At 68.4% G+C, this 15,723-nt stretch carries 14 protein-coding genes and 1 pseudogene; 5 read left to right on the top strand and 10 right to left on the bottom strand.

Annotation, left to right across the window (positions count from 1 at the left end; all coding sequences use genetic code 11):
• Nucleotides 1-62: 62 nt before the first annotated feature.
• The 5 genes and pseudogenes from O8I58_RS08810 to O8I58_RS08790 all read right to left on the bottom strand — a co-directional run bounded on the left by O8I58_RS08810 (nucleotide 63) and on the right by O8I58_RS08790 (nucleotide 5,007).
• Entirely contained in the window at nucleotides 63-1,388 is a 1,326-nt protein-coding gene (locus O8I58_RS08810; protein WP_298322373.1) for an ABC transporter permease, read from the bottom strand.
• Between the two features lie 10 nt (nucleotides 1,389-1,398).
• Nucleotides 1,399-2,567 (bottom strand): annotated as a pseudogene (locus O8I58_RS08805) (ABC transporter permease).
• Between the two features lie 10 nt (nucleotides 2,568-2,577).
• On the bottom strand, nucleotides 2,578-3,267 hold the full coding sequence (locus tag O8I58_RS08800; protein WP_298322371.1) for an ABC transporter ATP-binding protein: 690 nt from the start codon (nucleotides 3,265-3,267) through the stop codon (nucleotides 2,578-2,580).
• Nucleotides 3,268-3,328: 61 nt separating this feature from the next.
• Nucleotides 3,329-3,754, bottom strand: coding sequence for a DUF1330 domain-containing protein (locus tag O8I58_RS08795; RefSeq protein WP_298322368.1), 426 nt, complete (start codon nucleotides 3,752-3,754; stop codon nucleotides 3,329-3,331).
• Between the two features lie 11 nt (nucleotides 3,755-3,765).
• A complete protein-coding gene (locus O8I58_RS08790) occupies nucleotides 3,766-5,007 on the bottom strand; it encodes an efflux RND transporter periplasmic adaptor subunit (RefSeq protein WP_298322366.1) in 1,242 nt (413 codons plus the stop codon).
• 232 nt (nucleotides 5,008-5,239) lie between these two features.
• Here O8I58_RS08790 and O8I58_RS08785 point away from each other — a divergent pair, with 232 nt between their 5' ends.
• The 5 genes from O8I58_RS08785 to O8I58_RS08765 all read left to right on the top strand — a co-directional run bounded on the left by O8I58_RS08785 (nucleotide 5,240) and on the right by O8I58_RS08765 (nucleotide 10,762).
• Nucleotides 5,240-6,145: an ABC transporter ATP-binding protein gene (locus O8I58_RS08785; protein ID WP_298322364.1), complete on the top strand. Its 906-nt coding sequence runs from the start codon at nucleotides 5,240-5,242 to the stop codon at nucleotides 6,143-6,145.
• Nucleotides 6,142-6,912: an ABC transporter permease gene (locus O8I58_RS08780; protein ID WP_298322362.1), complete on the top strand. Its 771-nt coding sequence runs from the start codon at nucleotides 6,142-6,144 to the stop codon at nucleotides 6,910-6,912. The genes O8I58_RS08785 and O8I58_RS08780 overlap by 4 nt, the downstream gene beginning before the upstream one ends.
• Nucleotides 6,913-6,976: 64 nt before the next feature.
• On the top strand, nucleotides 6,977-8,179 hold the full coding sequence (locus O8I58_RS08775) for a sensor histidine kinase (protein ID WP_298322360.1): 1,203 nt from the start codon (nucleotides 6,977-6,979) through the stop codon (nucleotides 8,177-8,179).
• A gap of 143 nt (nucleotides 8,180-8,322) precedes the next feature.
• Nucleotides 8,323-8,925 carry a response regulator transcription factor gene (locus tag O8I58_RS08770; protein WP_298322358.1) on the top strand — a complete coding sequence of 201 codons (603 nt, stop codon included), beginning with the start codon at nucleotides 8,323-8,325 and terminating at the stop codon, nucleotides 8,923-8,925.
• Nucleotides 8,926-9,049: 124 nt separating this feature from the next.
• Nucleotides 9,050-10,762 (top strand): sensor domain-containing diguanylate cyclase, encoded by a 1,713-nt coding sequence (locus O8I58_RS08765; protein ID WP_298322867.1) that lies wholly within the window; start codon nucleotides 9,050-9,052, stop codon nucleotides 10,760-10,762.
• A gap of 54 nt (nucleotides 10,763-10,816) precedes the next feature.
• Here the strand turns inward: O8I58_RS08765 and O8I58_RS08760 are convergent, their stop codons facing one another.
• The 5 genes from O8I58_RS08760 to O8I58_RS08740 form a co-directional block, all read right to left on the bottom strand.
• The gene (locus O8I58_RS08760; RefSeq protein WP_298322356.1) at nucleotides 10,817-12,190 is read right to left on the bottom strand and encodes a leucyl aminopeptidase family protein; all 1,374 of its coding nucleotides are present in this window, start codon (nucleotides 12,188-12,190) and stop codon (nucleotides 10,817-10,819) included.
• Nucleotides 12,187-12,906 carry an HAD family hydrolase gene (locus O8I58_RS08755; protein ID WP_298322354.1) on the bottom strand — a complete coding sequence of 240 codons (720 nt, stop codon included), beginning with the start codon at nucleotides 12,904-12,906 and terminating at the stop codon, nucleotides 12,187-12,189. Before O8I58_RS08755 ends, O8I58_RS08760 begins: the two co-directional genes overlap by 4 nt.
• Before the next feature lie 627 nt (nucleotides 12,907-13,533).
• Nucleotides 13,534-14,640: an AI-2E family transporter gene (locus O8I58_RS08750; RefSeq protein ID WP_298322352.1), complete on the bottom strand. Its 1,107-nt coding sequence runs from the start codon at nucleotides 14,638-14,640 to the stop codon at nucleotides 13,534-13,536.
• Nucleotides 14,641-14,648: 8 nt separating this feature from the next.
• Nucleotides 14,649-15,218 carry a hypothetical protein gene (locus O8I58_RS08745; RefSeq protein ID WP_298322350.1) on the bottom strand — a complete coding sequence of 190 codons (570 nt, stop codon included), beginning with the start codon at nucleotides 15,216-15,218 and terminating at the stop codon, nucleotides 14,649-14,651.
• Nucleotides 15,215-15,703, bottom strand: coding sequence for a phage holin family protein (locus O8I58_RS08740; RefSeq protein ID WP_298322348.1), 489 nt, complete (start codon nucleotides 15,701-15,703; stop codon nucleotides 15,215-15,217). Before O8I58_RS08740 ends, O8I58_RS08745 begins: the two co-directional genes overlap by 4 nt.
• Between the last annotated feature and the right edge of the window lie 20 nt (nucleotides 15,704-15,723).

Below are 15,723 nucleotides of genomic sequence, written 5' to 3'. Positions count from 1 at the left end.
GCAATCTGCGCCGATGGGCGGCCGACCAGGCCACCCATCGATCCACCCCTCGATGCAGCCGGTTACACCTCGCGCAGGGCGACGGTGATCGGCAGGCGGGCGGCACGCAGGGCGGGGAACAGGCCGCCCACGAAGCCAATCGCCAGCGCCCACTTGATCCCGGTCCACAGCACATCCGGGGACACGTCAAAGGCAAAGGTCATCTGGCCGATGCCGCCGGCCAGGGTCGAGGCGGTGAAGCCGTTGAAGATCACCCAGGCGATCACGCCGCCCAGCACGCCACCCAGTAGCGCCAGCAGCATGGTTTCCAGCATCACCGCCACCACCACCGGCAGGCCGCGGAAACCGATCGCGCGCAGCGTGGCGATCTCGCGGGCACGCGAGGCGACCGTGGCGAACATGGTGTTGAGCGCGCCGAACACCGCGCCGATGCCCATGATCGCGCCGACCACCATGCCGATGGCGCGGATGATCTTGGTCATCGTTTCGGACTGCTTGCTGAAGTAGGACAGCGTGGTGTCGGCATCCACGTCCAGCTGCGGGTTGGTGGCCAGCGCGGCCTTGAAGCCGGCGAAGGCCTGCGGGCTGGTCAGCTTGGCCGTCACCGAGGTGCGGGTGCTGCCGCGGCGGTAGGTGGTGGCGACCACTTCGGCATCGGCCCACAGCTCCGAATCGGTCGCATCGCCGGCCTGGAAGATCCCGGTGACCGTCCACAGCTGGCTGCCCAGGCGGATCTGCTTGCCCGGTTCCAGCCCCTTGAACTGGCGTTGCGCGCCGACGCCGGCCATCAGCTCGCGCTTGCCGGGCGCGAACTTGGCGCCCTGCACGACCTTGACGTTGGGGCGCACGGCCCAGGCGGCTTCGCCCACGCCGCGCAGCTGTACGCTGCCGTCTTCGTCCGGGCCACCGTTGCGCACCGGCAGGTTGGCGGCGACCACCAGTTCGGGCGAGGTCAGGGCGCGGTTCTGTGCGTCACGCGCCACGCCCGGCGCCTGTGCGATCTGGTTGACCGCGTCGTGCGACAGGGTCGACATCACCTCGGCCGAGGACGCGCCGCGCAGCACGATGGCGGTGCCCTCGCTGCCGCTGGCGCGCAGCGTGGTGCGGTAGCCCTCGGCCATCGCCAGCAGCGCCACCAGCACCGCGACCACGCCGGCGATGCCGATCACGATCACCGACGACGAACCGATGCGCTGGCGCAGCGTGCTCAGGCCGACCTGGGTCACCGATCCGGCCTGGCGGCCGCGCCGGGTCAGCAGCATCCACAGCGCGAACACCACCACCAGGGCCAGCAACACGAACCATGGCAGCACCAGCCAGGCGGCCACGCCCAGCAACACCAGCACGAACAGGCCCAGGCCGCGACCGAAGGATTTCAGGAATCGCATGGAAGTCTCCTTAGCGCCCGGCCAGGGCGTCGACGATGTTCAGGCGCCCGGCGCGCAGCGCGGGCAGCAGGCCGACCAGCAGGCCGATGCCCACCATCAGCGCCAGGCCCAGCGACCAGCTGCGCAGGCCCACCGGCGGCATGGTGATCGCCCCGCCGGTGGCGGTGGTCAGGATCGGTCCCAGCAGCGCAGCGATGCCCAACCCCAGCACGCCGCCCAGCACCACTTGCAGCACCGATTCGGCCAGCACCAGGCCCAGCACTGCGCCATCGCGGAAGCCGATCACCTTGAGCACCGCCAGTTCCGGGATGCGCTCGCGCACGGCCAGCGCCATCGTGTTGCCGGTGAGCAGCAGCAGGGTGAAGAACACCGCGCCCATGATCGAGCCGACGATCAGGCCGATGTCGGCGGTCTGTTTCATCCACGAGGCCATCGCCGCCGATTCGGTCTGGGTTTTCGTCTCGTGGTCGGAGTTGGCCGACAGCGCATCGATGCCCTTGGCCACGCGGTCGGCCTGGTTGGCATCGGCCACGCCGGACACGTACCAGCCCACCGAGCCGCGGTTGTACGGCGAGGATTCGTCGAAGTACTTCCAGTGCAGCAGGATCATCTGGTCGTCCCAGCCGGCGCTGGCCTCGTTGTTGCTGCGCAGGACGCCGACGATGTCGAAGGACCAGTTCTTGCTGCCATCGCTGTTGGGGAAGATGGTCGACAGCAGCGGGATCTTCTGCCCGACCTTCCAGCCGAAACGCTTCATCAGCCCCTGGCCGACCAGGATGCCGGTGCGTGTGTTGGCGAAGGCTTCGCGCTGTGCCTGGTCGACCTCGATCTCCGGATACAGGTCCAGGTAGTTGGGGGCTACGGCGAAGCTGAAGATCTGGTTGCGCGGCGCTCCTGGTAGGCGCCACCGAACCAGTTGGCGTAGGTCACCTTGGTCACGCCATCGACGCGCGTGATGCGGTCGTTGAGGGCCAGTGGCAAGGTGTCGATGAAGGACAGGCGCGAACCGGTCTGCAGGCGCTTGGCACCCTGCGCGCTCTGGCCGGCCTGCGCGAAGCTTTCGCGCACGCCGTTGAGCAGGCCGAACAGCAGGAACGCCGCCAGGATCGACACCAGGGTCAGGAACGTGCGGGTCTTGCGCCGGAACAGCGCCGCCCAGATCAGGTGCAGGTATTTCATGGCCGGCTCCTCACGCGTGCGCGGGCTGTTCGACCAGCACGCCCTTGTCCAGGTGCAGGGTGTGGCTGGCGTATTCGGCCGCCTTGGGGTCATGGGTGACCATGACGATGGTCTTGCCGTGTTCGCGGTTGAGCATCTGCAACATGCCCAGGATTTCCTCGGCGCTGTTGCGGTCCAGGTCGCCGGTGGGTTCGTCGCAGATCAGCAAGGTCGGGTCGGAGACGATGGCGCGGGCGATGGCCACGCGCTGCTGCTGGCCGCCGGACAGTTCGTTGGGCTTGTGCGAACGACGGTCGGCCAGGCCGACCAGAGTCAGCGCGATCTCGGCATTGCGCTTGCGCTGCGCGCCGGACAGGTGCGTGAGCAGCAGTGGCAGTTCGACGTTCTTCTGCGCGGTCAGCATCGGCATCAGGTTGTAGAACTGGAACACGAAGCCGACGTGGTCGCTGCGCCACTGCGCCAGCTGCGCGGCCGACATCGATTCAAGATGCTGGCCGGCGATCTCGATCTGTCCGGCGCTGGCCGAGTCCAGCCCGCCGATCAGGTTGAGCAGGGTGGTCTTGCCCGAGCCGGACGGCCCCATCAGGGCGACGAAGTCACCAGCGGCGATGTCCAGGTCCAGCCCGTGCAGCACATGCACCTGCTCCGGGCCACGCTGGTAGGTTTTGGTGAGGTTGCGGATGGAAACCAGGGACGTCATGGCGCGATCCTCATGGATGAAGCGATGGAACGACGGGCAGAGAAGGTGCCCGTCGCAGGTTTCAGAAATCCTGGGTCAACGGCAACAGGCGTGAATCGGCCAGCGCTGCGGTGCGGTGGCCGATGCCGGCCTGGCTTTCCGGGTCCGATGCGAAGGCAAGAAAGGTCCGCGCATCGCGCTGACGCACCAACATTGCCGCGTCCCAATATTCACCGGGTGGACCGATCAGCTGGACATGGGCGCGCCCGAGGAACATCACCTGGCCGCCCGAGCGCTCCAGCAATGGCGCGGTGTGCGCGATGTAGCGGCGATACGCGTCCTCGCCGCTGATCGGCGTGGCCGGCGCGAGCGCGGGCGTCGCCGAATAATCCGCCACGGCCCGGAAGCGCAGCAGATTGAGCATCACCAGTTCGCCAGGCGGTGGCGCGGAGAAGAAGGCCTGACCGGCCTGCGGGGTGATATCGAGATAGGTGGCTTCGCCCTGCATCACATGGTTCCTTATGGCGAGGTTCCCGCGGCAGGCGCGACGGCATCGCCATCCTTCAGGGTCGGCGGCGGGTCCAGCACCACGGTTTCGCCGGCCTGCAGGCCGCCCAGGATCTGGCGGTCGTTGGCCAGGGTGGCGCCGGGTTTGAGCGTGCGTTGCTGCACCTTGTCATCCACGACCACGAAAGCCGCCTGCGCGCCGTCGCGTTCGGTGATTGCGGCGACCGGCACACGCACGCCCTGCGGCTGCGTGGCCTGCGCTTTCGACTCGGTTTCCAGGAAGCTGACGTTGACGCCCATCTCAGGGACGATGCGCGGGTCTTTCACCTTCAACGCGATGCGCACCTTGACCGTGGCCTTGCCGCGGTCGGCGGTGGGAATCACGGCGATGACGTCGGCCGGGATCTTCCAGTCCGGATAGGCATTGAGCGTGGCTTCGACCGGCATCTTGGGTTGCACGCGGCCGATGTAGGCCTCGCCCACGTCCACTTCCACTTCCAGCGAGTCCATGTCGACGATGGTGCCGATGCCGGTGCGGGTGAAGCCACCGCCGGCCGACAGCGGTGACACGATCTCGCCCGGTTGCGCGGACTTGGCGGTGATGATGCCGGCGAACGGCGCGCGCACCACCGTGTAGTCCTTGCCGATGGTGGAGATCTTCAGCTGGTCGCGTGCGACCTGCACGTTGCGGCGCGCGGTCTGCAGTTGCGCGCGCAGGGCATCGCGGTCGGCCACCTGCTGGTCGTACTGCGAACGCGACACCAGCTGTTCGGCGACCAGTGCATCCAGGCGCCTGGCTTCGGCCTCGGCGCGGGTCAGCTGGGCTTGCACGTTCTCCACCTGGCTCTGCGAAGACGCCAGTTGCGACTGGGCCAGGTTGCGTTCGGCATCGGCGTTGATCGGGTCCAGGCGCGCCAGCACCTGGCCTTCCTCGACCCGCTGGCCTTCCTCGATCATCACTTCTTCCACGCGGCCGGTGATCTGCGCCGACACGGTGGCGATGCGGCGCGCGACCACGTAGCCGGTGGCATCGAGTACCGAGGCGCTGGCGCCATCGCTGCTCATCGCTTTCACCGGCGCGGTGCGCACATCCACCGGCTTGGTCTGGCCCAGCGCGAACCAGGCGCCGCCCGCCAGCAGCAACAGCACCAGGACCACGGCCAGCGCGATCCAGAGGCCACGGCGCGAAGGCGGCGGTGGGCGCGCGCTGCGGTCGATGCGGAGTTCCTTCAGGAGTTCGGCAGAGGCGTTCATGGATCCATCAATGACGTCGTTGAAGCGCGAGTGTGACCAGACGGGTGGTTCGCACCAAGCTGCCGGAAGTCACAACCTTCCGGTCGAACGGCTGGCACCGGGCGCAGCATGCGCGGCACCCATGGCGCCAGGCCAGTGACAGGTGTCACCTGCAATCCCTGATGTCGGCCACTGCCAGCGCCCCGCCCGCAAGGCGCAGGCTAACTGCACTCCCCGGTAATGGCAGATACGTATGGACCCGCAGCACGCGGCCGCACCCGCTTCCCTGCATGGCATCCACAAGCGTTATGGCGCGTTGACTGCGCTCGATGGCGTGGACCTGGCGCTGCAGCCCGGCCGTGTCCTGGCCCTGCTTGGGCCGAACGGCGCCGGCAAGAGCACCGTGGTGTCGCTGCTGCTGGGCCTGCAGCGTGCCGATGCCGGGCAGGCCTTGCTGTTCGGTCAGTCGCCGCAGGACATAGGCGTGCGCCGCCGCGTCGGCGTGATGCTGCAGAGCGCGGCGTTGCCGGACACCCTGCACGTTGGCGAACTGCTGGCGCAGACGCGCGGCTATTACGCCGAGGCCTTGAGCGTGGCCGACTGCGTGGCCATCGCCGGGCTGGATGGGCTGCTGCGCCGCCGCTACGGAGCCCTGTCCGGTGGCCAGCAGCGCCGCGTACAGTTCGCCCTGGCGATCTGCGGGCGGCCACAGGTGCTGTTCCTGGACGAACCCACCACCGGCATGGATATCCAGGCGCGTCGCCAGCTGTGGGCGGCGATCGGCGAACGTGCCGCCGCCGGCTGCGCGGTGCTGCTGACCACGCACTACCTGGAAGAAGCCGAAGCGCTGGCCGATGACGTCGCGGTGTTGCAGGCAGGGCGCATCGTCGCCCGCGGCAGCGTCTCCCAGATCCGCGCCAGCGTGCTGCAGCGCTGCATCCGCGCGCAGACTGATCTGGATGCCGATGCCATTGCGTGCTGGCCGGGCGTGCACAGCGCACGGCGCGATGGCGCGGCCATCGAGATCCAGGCCGAGCCGGCCGAACCCATCGTCGCGCGCCTGTTGCAGGCCGATCCGCACCTCCATGACCTTGAGGTCCGCCGCGCCGGCCTGGCCGATGCGTTCCTCGCCATCACCGACCAGCAGGAGGCTGCATGAACAGCTTGATCCCGGGCACCGCGCCTCGCGCGCCTTCCATACCCGGCGTGTACGCGCGCGAGGCGCGCTACGAGTTCATCCGCCTGCTGCGGACGCCGTCGTTCGCGCTGCCGACGCTGATCTTCCCGTTGATGTTCTACCTGCTGTTCGGCGTGCTGCTCAATCGTGGCAACCCCGGTGCCAGCCAATACCTGATGGCCAGCTACAGCGTGTTCGGGGTGATGGGGCCGGGGCTGTTCGGCTTCGGCGTGAGCCTGGCGCTGGACCGCGAGCGCGGATTGCTGACCCTCAAGCGCGCGCTGCCGGTGCCGGCCGGCGCACCACTGCTGGCCAAGATGCTGATGGCGATGGTGTTCGCCGTGTGCATCGGCGTGTTGCTGATGCTGGCCGGCCGCCTGCTCGGTGGCGTGCAGCTGTCGATGACGCAGATGGCTACGCTGCTGCTGGTCGATGTGCTGGGCGTGCTGCCGTTCTGCGCCCTGGGCCTGCTGATCGGCACGTTGGTCGGTGGCAGTGGCGCACCGGCGGTGGTCAACATGGTCTACCTGCCGCTTTCCCTGTTGTCCGGCCTGTGGCTGCCGCTGTCGATGCTGCCGGCGTTCTTCGGCCAGATCGCACCGCTATGGCCGGCCTGGCACCTGGGCCAGCTGGCCTTGAAGGTGGTGGGTCACGATGGTGGGCATCCGGTGTGGCTGCATGTCGTGGTCCTGGCTGCGATCACGGCCGCGTGCTTCGCCCTGGCCCAGCGTCGGCTGCGTCGCGCGTGAATCGCGCCGGCACGTCATCGCCATGGTGGTGGCAAGATCGCCGCATCTGTCCGAACCTGTCCCCATGATCCGTCGCCTGCTGCGTGCCTGGTTCACCCCGGCTGAAGACTCCGAAGCCGCCGAACGCCTGAACCAGGGCAAGTCGCCGTGGACCGAAGCGGTGCACCTGCTGTGGTCGGCGTGGATCTTCGTGGTGCCGCTGTTCGATTCCGATGGCTACGACACCCGCTGGACGGTACTGACGCTGCTGTCGTACCCCACCTTCCTGCTGCTCTATGCGCTGACCCAACTGCGCCCGCGGCGGCACAGCAATCGCTATGCGCTGGCGATGGTGGTGATGAGCGCGCTGTTGCTGAAGGTGTATCCGGCGGGCATCAGCTACTTCGTGTTCGGTTGCCTGACCCTGTGCGTCGAGGGGCCGGGCATGTTGCGGCGCTATCTGACCTGGCTGGTGCTGCTCAACGTCGCGTTCATCGCGCTGGTCTGGGTGATCGGCTACCCGTGGCAGATGATGGTGTGGCTGCCGGTCACGGTGCTGGGCAGTGGCACCGTGATCGGCGTGCAGCAGCTCAACCGGCAGAAAGATGCTGCGTTGCGACTGAGCCACGAGGAAGTGCGTCGCCTGGCCGCGGTGGCCGAACGCGAACGCATCGGCCGCGACCTGCACGACCTGCTCGGCCACACGCTGTCGCTGGTAGCACTGAAATCCGACCTGGCGGTGCGTCTGGTCGAACGCGATCCGGCCACGGCCAAGCGCGAGATGGAAGACGTCAGTACGGTGTCGCGCGAGGCCCTGGCGCAGGTGCGGCGCGCGGTCAGCGGCATCCGTTCGGCCCGGCTGGCGGTCGAGCTGGCTTCGGCCAAGCTGATGCTGGAGTCGGGCAGCATCAGCCTGCAGTACCACGTCGATGACGTGCCGCTGCCACCGGCCGTGGAAAACGCCTTCGCCCTGGTCCTGCGCGAGGCCATCACCAACGTCCAGCGTCATGCGCGGGCCAGCCATGTGCAGGTCCAGGTCACTGCCAATGCCGACACCCTGCAGTTGACCATCCACGACAACGGCCGCGGCGGCGACCTGGTCCCGGGCAACGGCCTGGATGGCATGCGCGCGCGGGTCCAGGGCGTGGGCGGCAGTTTGCAGCTGGATTCGGCGCGCGGCCGTGGCACCACGGTCCTGGCGCGGGCGCCGACGCGCGCGGCGCCCGTCCCGGTGGACGTACAGGCGGATGCGCAAGCTGTTTCAGTAGCGACGGGGCTTTCCCGCTAGCGCCGCGTCGCCGCCGAAGCGCGCCACGCGTCCGGCTTCGATGTGTGTCCAGCGGCGCCACGGCCGTGCCTGTGCCTGGTTGCAGGTGTTCCCTCCGGCGATCCCACTAGAATGCCCACCATGTCCTGTTTTCCCTTTTCCCCGTGATCCGCGTGCTGCTGGCCGAGGACCAGGCCATGGTCCGCGGCGCGCTGGCTGCGCTGCTGGGCCTTGAATCGGATATCGAAGTGCTGGGCGCTGCGGCCGATGGCGAATCGGCCTGGCGTGACCTGCAGCGGCTGTTGCCGGACGTGCTGGTCACCGATATCGAAATGCCGGGCCTGTCGGGTCTGGAACTGGCCCAGCGCGTCCAGCGCCACCAACTGGCCACGCGCGTGGTGATCGTCACCACCTTCGCCCGGCCGGGCTTCCTGCGCCGGGCGCTGGATGCCGGCGTGGTCGGCTACCTGCTCAAGGACGCCCCGCCCGAGCACCTGGCCGATGCGCTGCGCACCGTGCACGGCGGCGGCCGCGCGATCGCCCCGGAGTTGGCGTTGGAAGCCTGGTCCGAACAGGACCCGCTCAACGAGCGCGAGCGCCAGGTCCTGCGCCTGGCCGGCGACGGCGCCACGGCCGCCGACATCGCCAGGCAGCTGCATCTTTCCCACGGCACGGTGCGCAACTACCTGTCCGAGGCGATCAGCAAACTGGGGGTTGGCAACCGCATCGAGGCCCATCGCCTGGCGCGGCAGAAAGGCTGGCTGTAGCTGCGGAATGCCGGCTGCACTGCGCCTGTTTATTTCGCAGCGGCGTCGCGAAAAGTGACAAGGATCAAATCCGGCGCGCGGTCAGTTTCGCCGATGACGCTAACATTGGCATATCCCTTGCTTGATTACGGGCATGTTCTCCGCACGCCGCATTGCCAACCTGCTTGGCCCCCTCTTCGCCGCCTTGATCTTCCTGGTCATCGGTATCGGTGTCCTGCAGGGCACCGACCGCTTCGCCGCCGATGCGCGCTGGGTGTCCCACACCAATGAGGTGATTGCACGCATCGATGGAGTCGAGGCGCGCCTGCGCGATGCCGAATCGGCGCAGCGTGGTTACCTGCTCACCGGCCAGGTGGATTACCTGGCGTCCTATCAGGCCAGCCGGAACCAGTTGCCGGAACTGTTCGCCGCGCTGGAACAGCTGGTGCGCGACAACGAAGGGCAGCGGCAGGGCGCCCGGCAGCTGCGGACCGTGATCGAACACCGCCTGCGCCAGGCCGATGAAACGGTGCGCATCTACCAGGAGCAAGGGTTGGCCGCGGTGCCGAAGGCCATGGGCACGGAGGTGCGGATCACTTCCGATGCCATCCGCCGGCAGGCACGCCTGATGATCGAATCCGAGCGCGCACTGCTGGTCCAGCGCGCGGCTTCCAGCGACCGCAGCGCACTGCTGGTGAAAGGGCTGGCGGTGGCGGGTATTCCCTTCGGCATTGCCGTGATCGCGATGGTCTACGTGTTGATGCTGCGCGAGATCCGCGCGCGTGCCGTGGCGGAGGCGGGCACGGCCGCGGCCAACGCGCGATTGATGGCCACGGTCGATGAGCTTGAACTCACCAGCGTGGATCTGCGTGAGCTCAGCCATTTCGCCAGCATGCTGCAGAGCTGCATGAAGACCGACGAGGCGCTGGACCTGACGGTGCGGCTGATGGAGCGCTTGCTGCCGGGCACCGGGGGCACGATCTATGGCATCCGCGCCTCGCGCGACTATGCCGAGGCAATGGCGCATTGGGGCGTGCCGGTGGCGCCCAGCGCCGAGATGCTGCCGCCAGACCAGTGCTGGGCGCTGCGCCGTGGCCAGCCGCAGCTGGCGCATGGGTCTTCCGATGCCGTGCGCTGCAGCCACATTCTCGCCACAGTCGGCGCCACCTCCTGCATTCCGTTGAATGCGCAGGGAAACCAGCTGGGCTTCCTGTATGTGTCGGCGGCCGATGACGGCTTCCTGGCGCGCGTGCAGCTGATCGAAACCGCGGCCGAACAGCTGGCCATGGCCTTGTCCAACCTGCAGCTGCAGGAGCGCCTGCGTATCCAGTCCATCCGCGAGCCGCTGACCGGGCTGTTCAACCGCCGTTACCTGGAAGAATCCCTGTCGCGCGAACTGTCGCGTTGCGCACGTCGCCAGCTACCGCTGGCGCTGATGATGCTGGACCTGGACCACTTCAAGCGGTTCAACGACACCCACGGCCACCCGGGTGGCGATGCGCTGCTGGCCGGCTTCGGCCAGTTGCTGCTGGACCTTGCGCGCGAAGAGGACATCGCCTGTCGTTACGGCGGCGAGGAGTTCACCCTGATCCTGCCGGAAGTAGCCCTGCCGGCCGCGCTGGAGCGCGCCGAAAAGATCCGCGCGGCGGTCGAAGCGATGCACGTCCAGCACATGGGCCAGGACCTGCCGGCCGTGACCGTGTCGATCGGCCTGGCGCTGTTCCCGCAGGACGGTACCGATCCGCAAGCACTGCTCCGCAAGGCCGACCAGGCGCTCTACCGCGCCAAGGCGCAGGGCCGCAACCGCGTGGTTGCCGGTGACCTGGCCCAGCTGGCGGGCGCCGGCGTTCCGGACTGATCCCCGGGCGGATGGGCGATGGACGCGTGCAGGCCGCCTGCGCGCGTCCGCGGCTCAGGCCGCGTAACGCGCCTTGAGCATCGCGAACGCCGCACGCAGCGCCATCGCTTCGCCACCGGCCGGACGACCCGGGCGGTCGCTGTCGTTCCAGGCATAGACGTCCAGGTGGGCCCACGGCGTACCGGCGGGCACGAAACGCTCCAGGTACAGCGCCGCGGTCACCGCGCCGGCCATGCGCGAACCGGCATTGGCCAGGTCGGCCACGGTGCTGGTCAGGTAACGCAGGTACGGACGCCACAGCGGCAGGCGCCACAGCGGGTCGCGGGTGCGTTCGCCCGCTTCCAGCCAGGCGTTGGCCAGCGTGTCGTCGTTGGAGAACAGCACCGGCAGCTCCGGGCCCAGCGCGATCCGTGCCGCGCCGGTGAGGGTGGCGAAGTCCAGCAGCACTTCCGGCTTGCCTTCGCCTGCGTAGGCAAGCGCGTCACCCAGGATCACCCGGCCCTCGGCATCGGTGTTGTCGATCTCCACGCTCACGCCGGTGCGGGTGGCGATCACTTCGCCCGGTCGGAACGCATCGGGGCCGATCGCGTTTTCCACCGCCGGCACCAGCAGGGTCAGGCGCACCGGCAGCTGCTGGCGCATGATCAGTTCGGCCAGCGCGATGGCATGCGCGGCGCCGCCCATGTCCTTCTTCATGTTGCGCATGCCGTCGGCCGGCTTGATGTCCAGGCCGCCGGTGTCGAAGCACACGCCCTTGCCGACCAGTGACACCCGGGGCGCATCGTCTGCGCCCCAGCGCAGCGCGATCAGGCGCGGCGCGCGATGCGAGGCGCGGCCCACCGCGTGGATGGCGGGGAAGTTGTGTTCAAGCAGCGCATCGCCGGTGAACACCTCGACCTGCGCGCCGTGGGCCTGGCCGATCTGGCGCACCACGGCTTCCAGCTCGGCCGGGCCCATGTGTTCGGTCGGCGTGTTGACCAGGTCGCGCACGCGCAGGCATGCGGCCAGCAACGCGGCGGCCTGCCGGTCAGGCGCTTCCAGCAGCAGCCTGGCCGGCGCGCGCGTCGGGGTCTTATAGCGGTCGAAGCGATACGCACCCAGGCCCCAGCCCAGCTGCAGCGCGCTGCGTGCTTCTGCGGAGAGGCTGCCTTCGGCGCGCCAGCTGGTGCCGGATGGCAACCCGGTCGGCGCGTGGCCATAGCTCAGTGGATCGACGGCATCGCCGATGCCGATCACCGCACCGGCGATGCCGTCTTCGCCCGGCAGCAGCGCCAGCGAACCCGGCGCCGCGCTGAAGCCCTGCGCCTGCAGCCAGGCACGCAGCGCGGCCGGCTGTTGTGCGCTCCAGTCGGCGAACTGCTCGCGCTGCAGCACGTGCAGCGGCAGCGTGGTCGCATCGGCGGTTTCGAGGAAGGCAGGCAGGCTCATGCGGCGACGATGTCCTTGGTGTCCAGGTGCGTATCCAGCCAGTCGGCCAGTGCGGTCAGTGTGGTGAATTCAAGATCGGGCTGCAGTTCGTCCAGCGGCCAGGTGGCGCCTTCACGGTTGAGCCAGCAGGCGCGCAGGCCCGCACGGACCGCACCGGCCACGTCCATCACCGCGTGGTCGCCGACGTGCAGTACCTGCGCCGGTGGCAATCCGAGCTGCTCGCAGGCGGCGTGGAAGATGCTGGCTTCGGGCTTGGCCGCGCCGTGTTCGCGCGAGCCCAGCTGGAACACGAAATGCTGGTCCAGCCCGCAGCGCGCCAGGTCGGCGTTGCCGTTGGTCAGCGCCGCCACCGGCAGGCGCGCGGCAATGCGTGCCAGCGCGTCGATCGCATCCGGATAGCATTCGACCTTGTTGCGTTCGGCGTAGAAGATCTCGAAGGCCGGGTCCAGCAGCGCCATGTCCGCGCCACTGCGGCGCAGCGCGTGTTCCAGGGTCAGTTTGCGCAGCGCCGACAGGTCGTGGATCAGCTGCGGGTTGTCGGCGAATACCTGTTCGCGCAGGGTGCGCATCACCGTGATGGGGAACTGCTCGGCGGTGGCCGGGCTGTGCTGCTCCAGCCAGGCGTGCATCACCTGCTCGATACGGGCCCCGATCGGGGCGAACGGCCAGAGGGTGTCGTCCAGGTCCAGGGTGACGGCGCGGATATCGAAATTCATCCGCGTATTTTAGCGCGCCCAGGCCAGGCAGGCTTTTGGCCTGGGTTTTGCCGTTGCCTGTGCTTTCGCTTCTCTGACCGAGCCGTAAAGCATGCCGAGCACCGGAGCCTGGTCGGGCCGAAGAGGCGCCCTTGTCTGAGCGTAGCGAGTTTGGGCGCCGTGCCCGATCAGGCGAGGAGCGCAGGGGACCGATGCGGAGCATCGGCGTGCGTCCCGGCGAGAAGCGGTTTTGCTTCCTTTTGCCGCGACAAAAGGAAGTCGCGCCCGGAGGGCGTGAAAGCTTTGTTTGGCCCCTGCCTTTGGCTCTTGAGGGTTGAGCTGATGCGCAAAGCAACAAATTCAAACAGGATCAAGGGCTTTCGCGCCTGAAGGCGCGACTTCCTTTTGTCGCGGCAAAAGGAAGCAAAACCGCCTTCGCCGGACGCGATCCGACGCTGCGCGTCGGGCCCCTGCGCTTCTCGGAAGCCAGGGCACGGCGCGGAACTCGCTGCGCTCAAACATCCGCGCCTCTGCGGCCCTGGCTTCCTGCGGTGCTCGGCTCGCTCTACGGCTTGGGTGGATCAAGATCACGAGCAACGGCGAAAGCAAAAGCAAGCAATGGGCCGCATTGGCAGAACGCCTGACAGATCACTCCATCAGCCGCGCCCACCCCTCCATGCCCTGCACCTGGGCCAGGACCAGCTTGATGCAGACCAGCATCGGCACCGCCAGCAGCAGGCCGATGATCCCCCACAGCGAGCCGAACACCATCAGCGCCAGGATCAGGATCAGCGGCGAGAGCCGCATCTGCCGGCCCAGCACGATCGGGGTGATCAGCTGGCCTTCCAGTGTGTGCAGGCCCAGGTAGATCGCCGCCGGCAGCAGCGATTGCAGGCCGTCGTCGAAGGTGGTCAGGCCGACCACCAGCATCATCACCATGCCGATCAGTGGGCCGACGTACGGGGCGAAGTTGAGCACCGCCACCAGCGTGCCCCACAGCAAGGCATCGGCCACCGGCAGTTCCATCAGATACAGCGCACCGGCGAACAGCAGGCCGACCACCAGGTTGATGATGCTGATGGTCAGCACGTAGCGCGATACCGAGCGCTCGATGGACTGCAGGATGCCGAACGTGAGCTTCTGCTGCTGTCGCCGCGGCAGCATCGCGATCGCGTGCCGCTGCAGGGTGGCGCCGTAGACCATGAAGAAGAACGTCAGCAGCACCACCGCCAGCACCGAGGCGACCATGCGCGGGGTGGTGGTCAGGGTGCGATACGGATCGTCGGCCGTGCGCATCACCTGCGGGCGGCGACCGGTATCGCCGGACGCGGCCCGGGCGAAGCTTTCCGCTGCCTGGTTGGCGTCATAGACCGGCTTGGCCAGTGCCTGCAGCTTGGGCGCGAGCTGGCGCAGTTCGCGCGGCGCGGCCTTGGCCCAGGCGGCCGCCGGCGGCACCATCTGGTAGGCCAGCGCGGCGGTGCCGGCCAGGCCCAGCACCAATACGAACACCGCGCCCAGGAAGCGCGGGACATAGAGCTTCTGCAGGCCACGGATGATCGGATTGCCGATCAGCGCCAGGAAGCACGACAGCAGCACCGGCACCACCACCGCCTGCGCGGCCCACAGCGTATAGCCGCAGGCCAGCAGGGCCAGGATCACCAGTGACAGCGGCCCGCGCGGGCGTGGTGCGACAGGCGTGGGTAGGGGGCTGACGAGCGCCTCGTCAGGCGGCAGGTCGGAAGCGGGAATGGCCATGGGCGGGCTCAGCGTTCGGAGACGTCGGTCGCTGCCTCAGCCGGGCGTGGCGGATGCGCCGCCCATTGTTCGGTTTCGCCACGCACCTCCGAGGCGCGTGCATAGGATGACATGCGTGGTGCGGGGTGATGTCCGCCATCATCGGCGGTGGCCATGCCAGCCGCGCGCAAGGTGGCCGCATGCCGTGCGGCATCGTCGGCTTTCTGCGCCGCCTGTTCCGTTGGCGCGGTCGCTGGCCGGGATGTGCTGGAGGCAGTCTGGGCGCTATCGGCTGCGTCGTCGGCCTCGCCCGCAGCCTGCTCGGCCTGCCAGGCGGCGACGGCTGTCTGCAGTGAAGTGAACATGCCGGACAGCGACCCGGCCATCTTCAACCACCTGGCTGCGCCCATGGCCCGCGTCGGACGCGACTGGCCAGTCAGGAAACCCAGTCCCAGGCCGACCGCGATGATCCGCCACGGGGTCCAGGCACGGTTCCAGTGTTTCACCAGCGCGTCGGCATGGTCGACCGTCTGCTTGCGCCGACCTTCCACCAACGCCTCGGCGCGGGCCACGCGATGCCTGAGGACGGCGTACTTCATGGCGGGCTGCCCTCCGGTGCCGGCTGCGGGGCAGTGGCTTCGCCGCCGCCAGGCACTTCCGGTTCGTCGTCGCCAATCCCCATCAGCTTGAGCTGGCGGCGGGTGGCGTCCATGCGGGTGTGTTCGAAATAGCGCAGTGTCTGGACCACGCCCAGCACCGTGATCGCCAGGCTCATGGCTGCGGCAACGGACAGCGCCGCCAGCCACGACAGGCCCAGCCGCTGCAGCAGGGCGATCAACGCGCCCATCAACAGCAGCCAGCTGGAGACGCCGAACACGCCGGCCACCGCCATCCACACCAGCGCCCGCGCCAGTGAAGCGCGGGCCAGGGCGAAGTCGGCCAACATCAGCGAGCGCAGGGCGCGGGCGGTGGAAACGGCGGAAGACAGCCCTTCCTTGCCGGCCTTGCCCACGTCGCGCAGGCTCTGGTCCAGTGATGGCGGTGGATCGGGCCTGGTGTCCCGGTCGGTGTCTGCTTCGCTCACGCGATCCCCGGCGCAGTCAG

The organism is Pseudoxanthomonas sp. (assembly GCF_027498035.1).
Lineage (GTDB): Bacteria > Pseudomonadota > Gammaproteobacteria > Xanthomonadales > Xanthomonadaceae > Pseudoxanthomonas_A.
This window is presented reverse-complemented; position numbering and strand designations above follow the sequence as displayed.

Coding starts and splice junctions, on each gene's coding strand:
- O8I58_RS08810 (WP_298322373.1), bottom strand. CDS start 1,388: ATGCGATTCCTGAAATCCTTCGGTCGCGGCCTGGGCCTGTTCGTGCTG.
- O8I58_RS08800 (WP_298322371.1), bottom strand. CDS start 3,267: ATGACGTCCCTGGTTTCCATCCGCAACCTCACCAAAACCTACCAGCGT.
- O8I58_RS08795 (WP_298322368.1), bottom strand. CDS start 3,754: ATGCAGGGCGAAGCCACCTATCTCGATATCACCCCGCAGGCCGGTCAG.
- O8I58_RS08790 (WP_298322366.1), bottom strand. CDS start 5,007: ATGAACGCCTCTGCCGAACTCCTGAAGGAACTCCGCATCGACCGCAGC.
- O8I58_RS08785 (WP_298322364.1), top strand. CDS start 5,240: ATGGACCCGCAGCACGCGGCCGCACCCGCTTCCCTGCATGGCATCCAC.
- O8I58_RS08780 (WP_298322362.1), top strand. CDS start 6,142: ATGAACAGCTTGATCCCGGGCACCGCGCCTCGCGCGCCTTCCATACCC.
- O8I58_RS08775 (WP_298322360.1), top strand. CDS start 6,977: ATGATCCGTCGCCTGCTGCGTGCCTGGTTCACCCCGGCTGAAGACTCC.
- O8I58_RS08760 (WP_298322356.1), bottom strand. CDS start 12,190: ATGAGCCTGCCTGCCTTCCTCGAAACCGCCGATGCGACCACGCTGCCG.
- O8I58_RS08755 (WP_298322354.1), bottom strand. CDS start 12,906: ATGAATTTCGATATCCGCGCCGTCACCCTGGACCTGGACGACACCCTC.
- O8I58_RS08750 (WP_298322352.1), bottom strand. CDS start 14,640: ATGGCCATTCCCGCTTCCGACCTGCCGCCTGACGAGGCGCTCGTCAGC.
- O8I58_RS08745 (WP_298322350.1), bottom strand. CDS start 15,218: ATGAAGTACGCCGTCCTCAGGCATCGCGTGGCCCGCGCCGAGGCGTTG.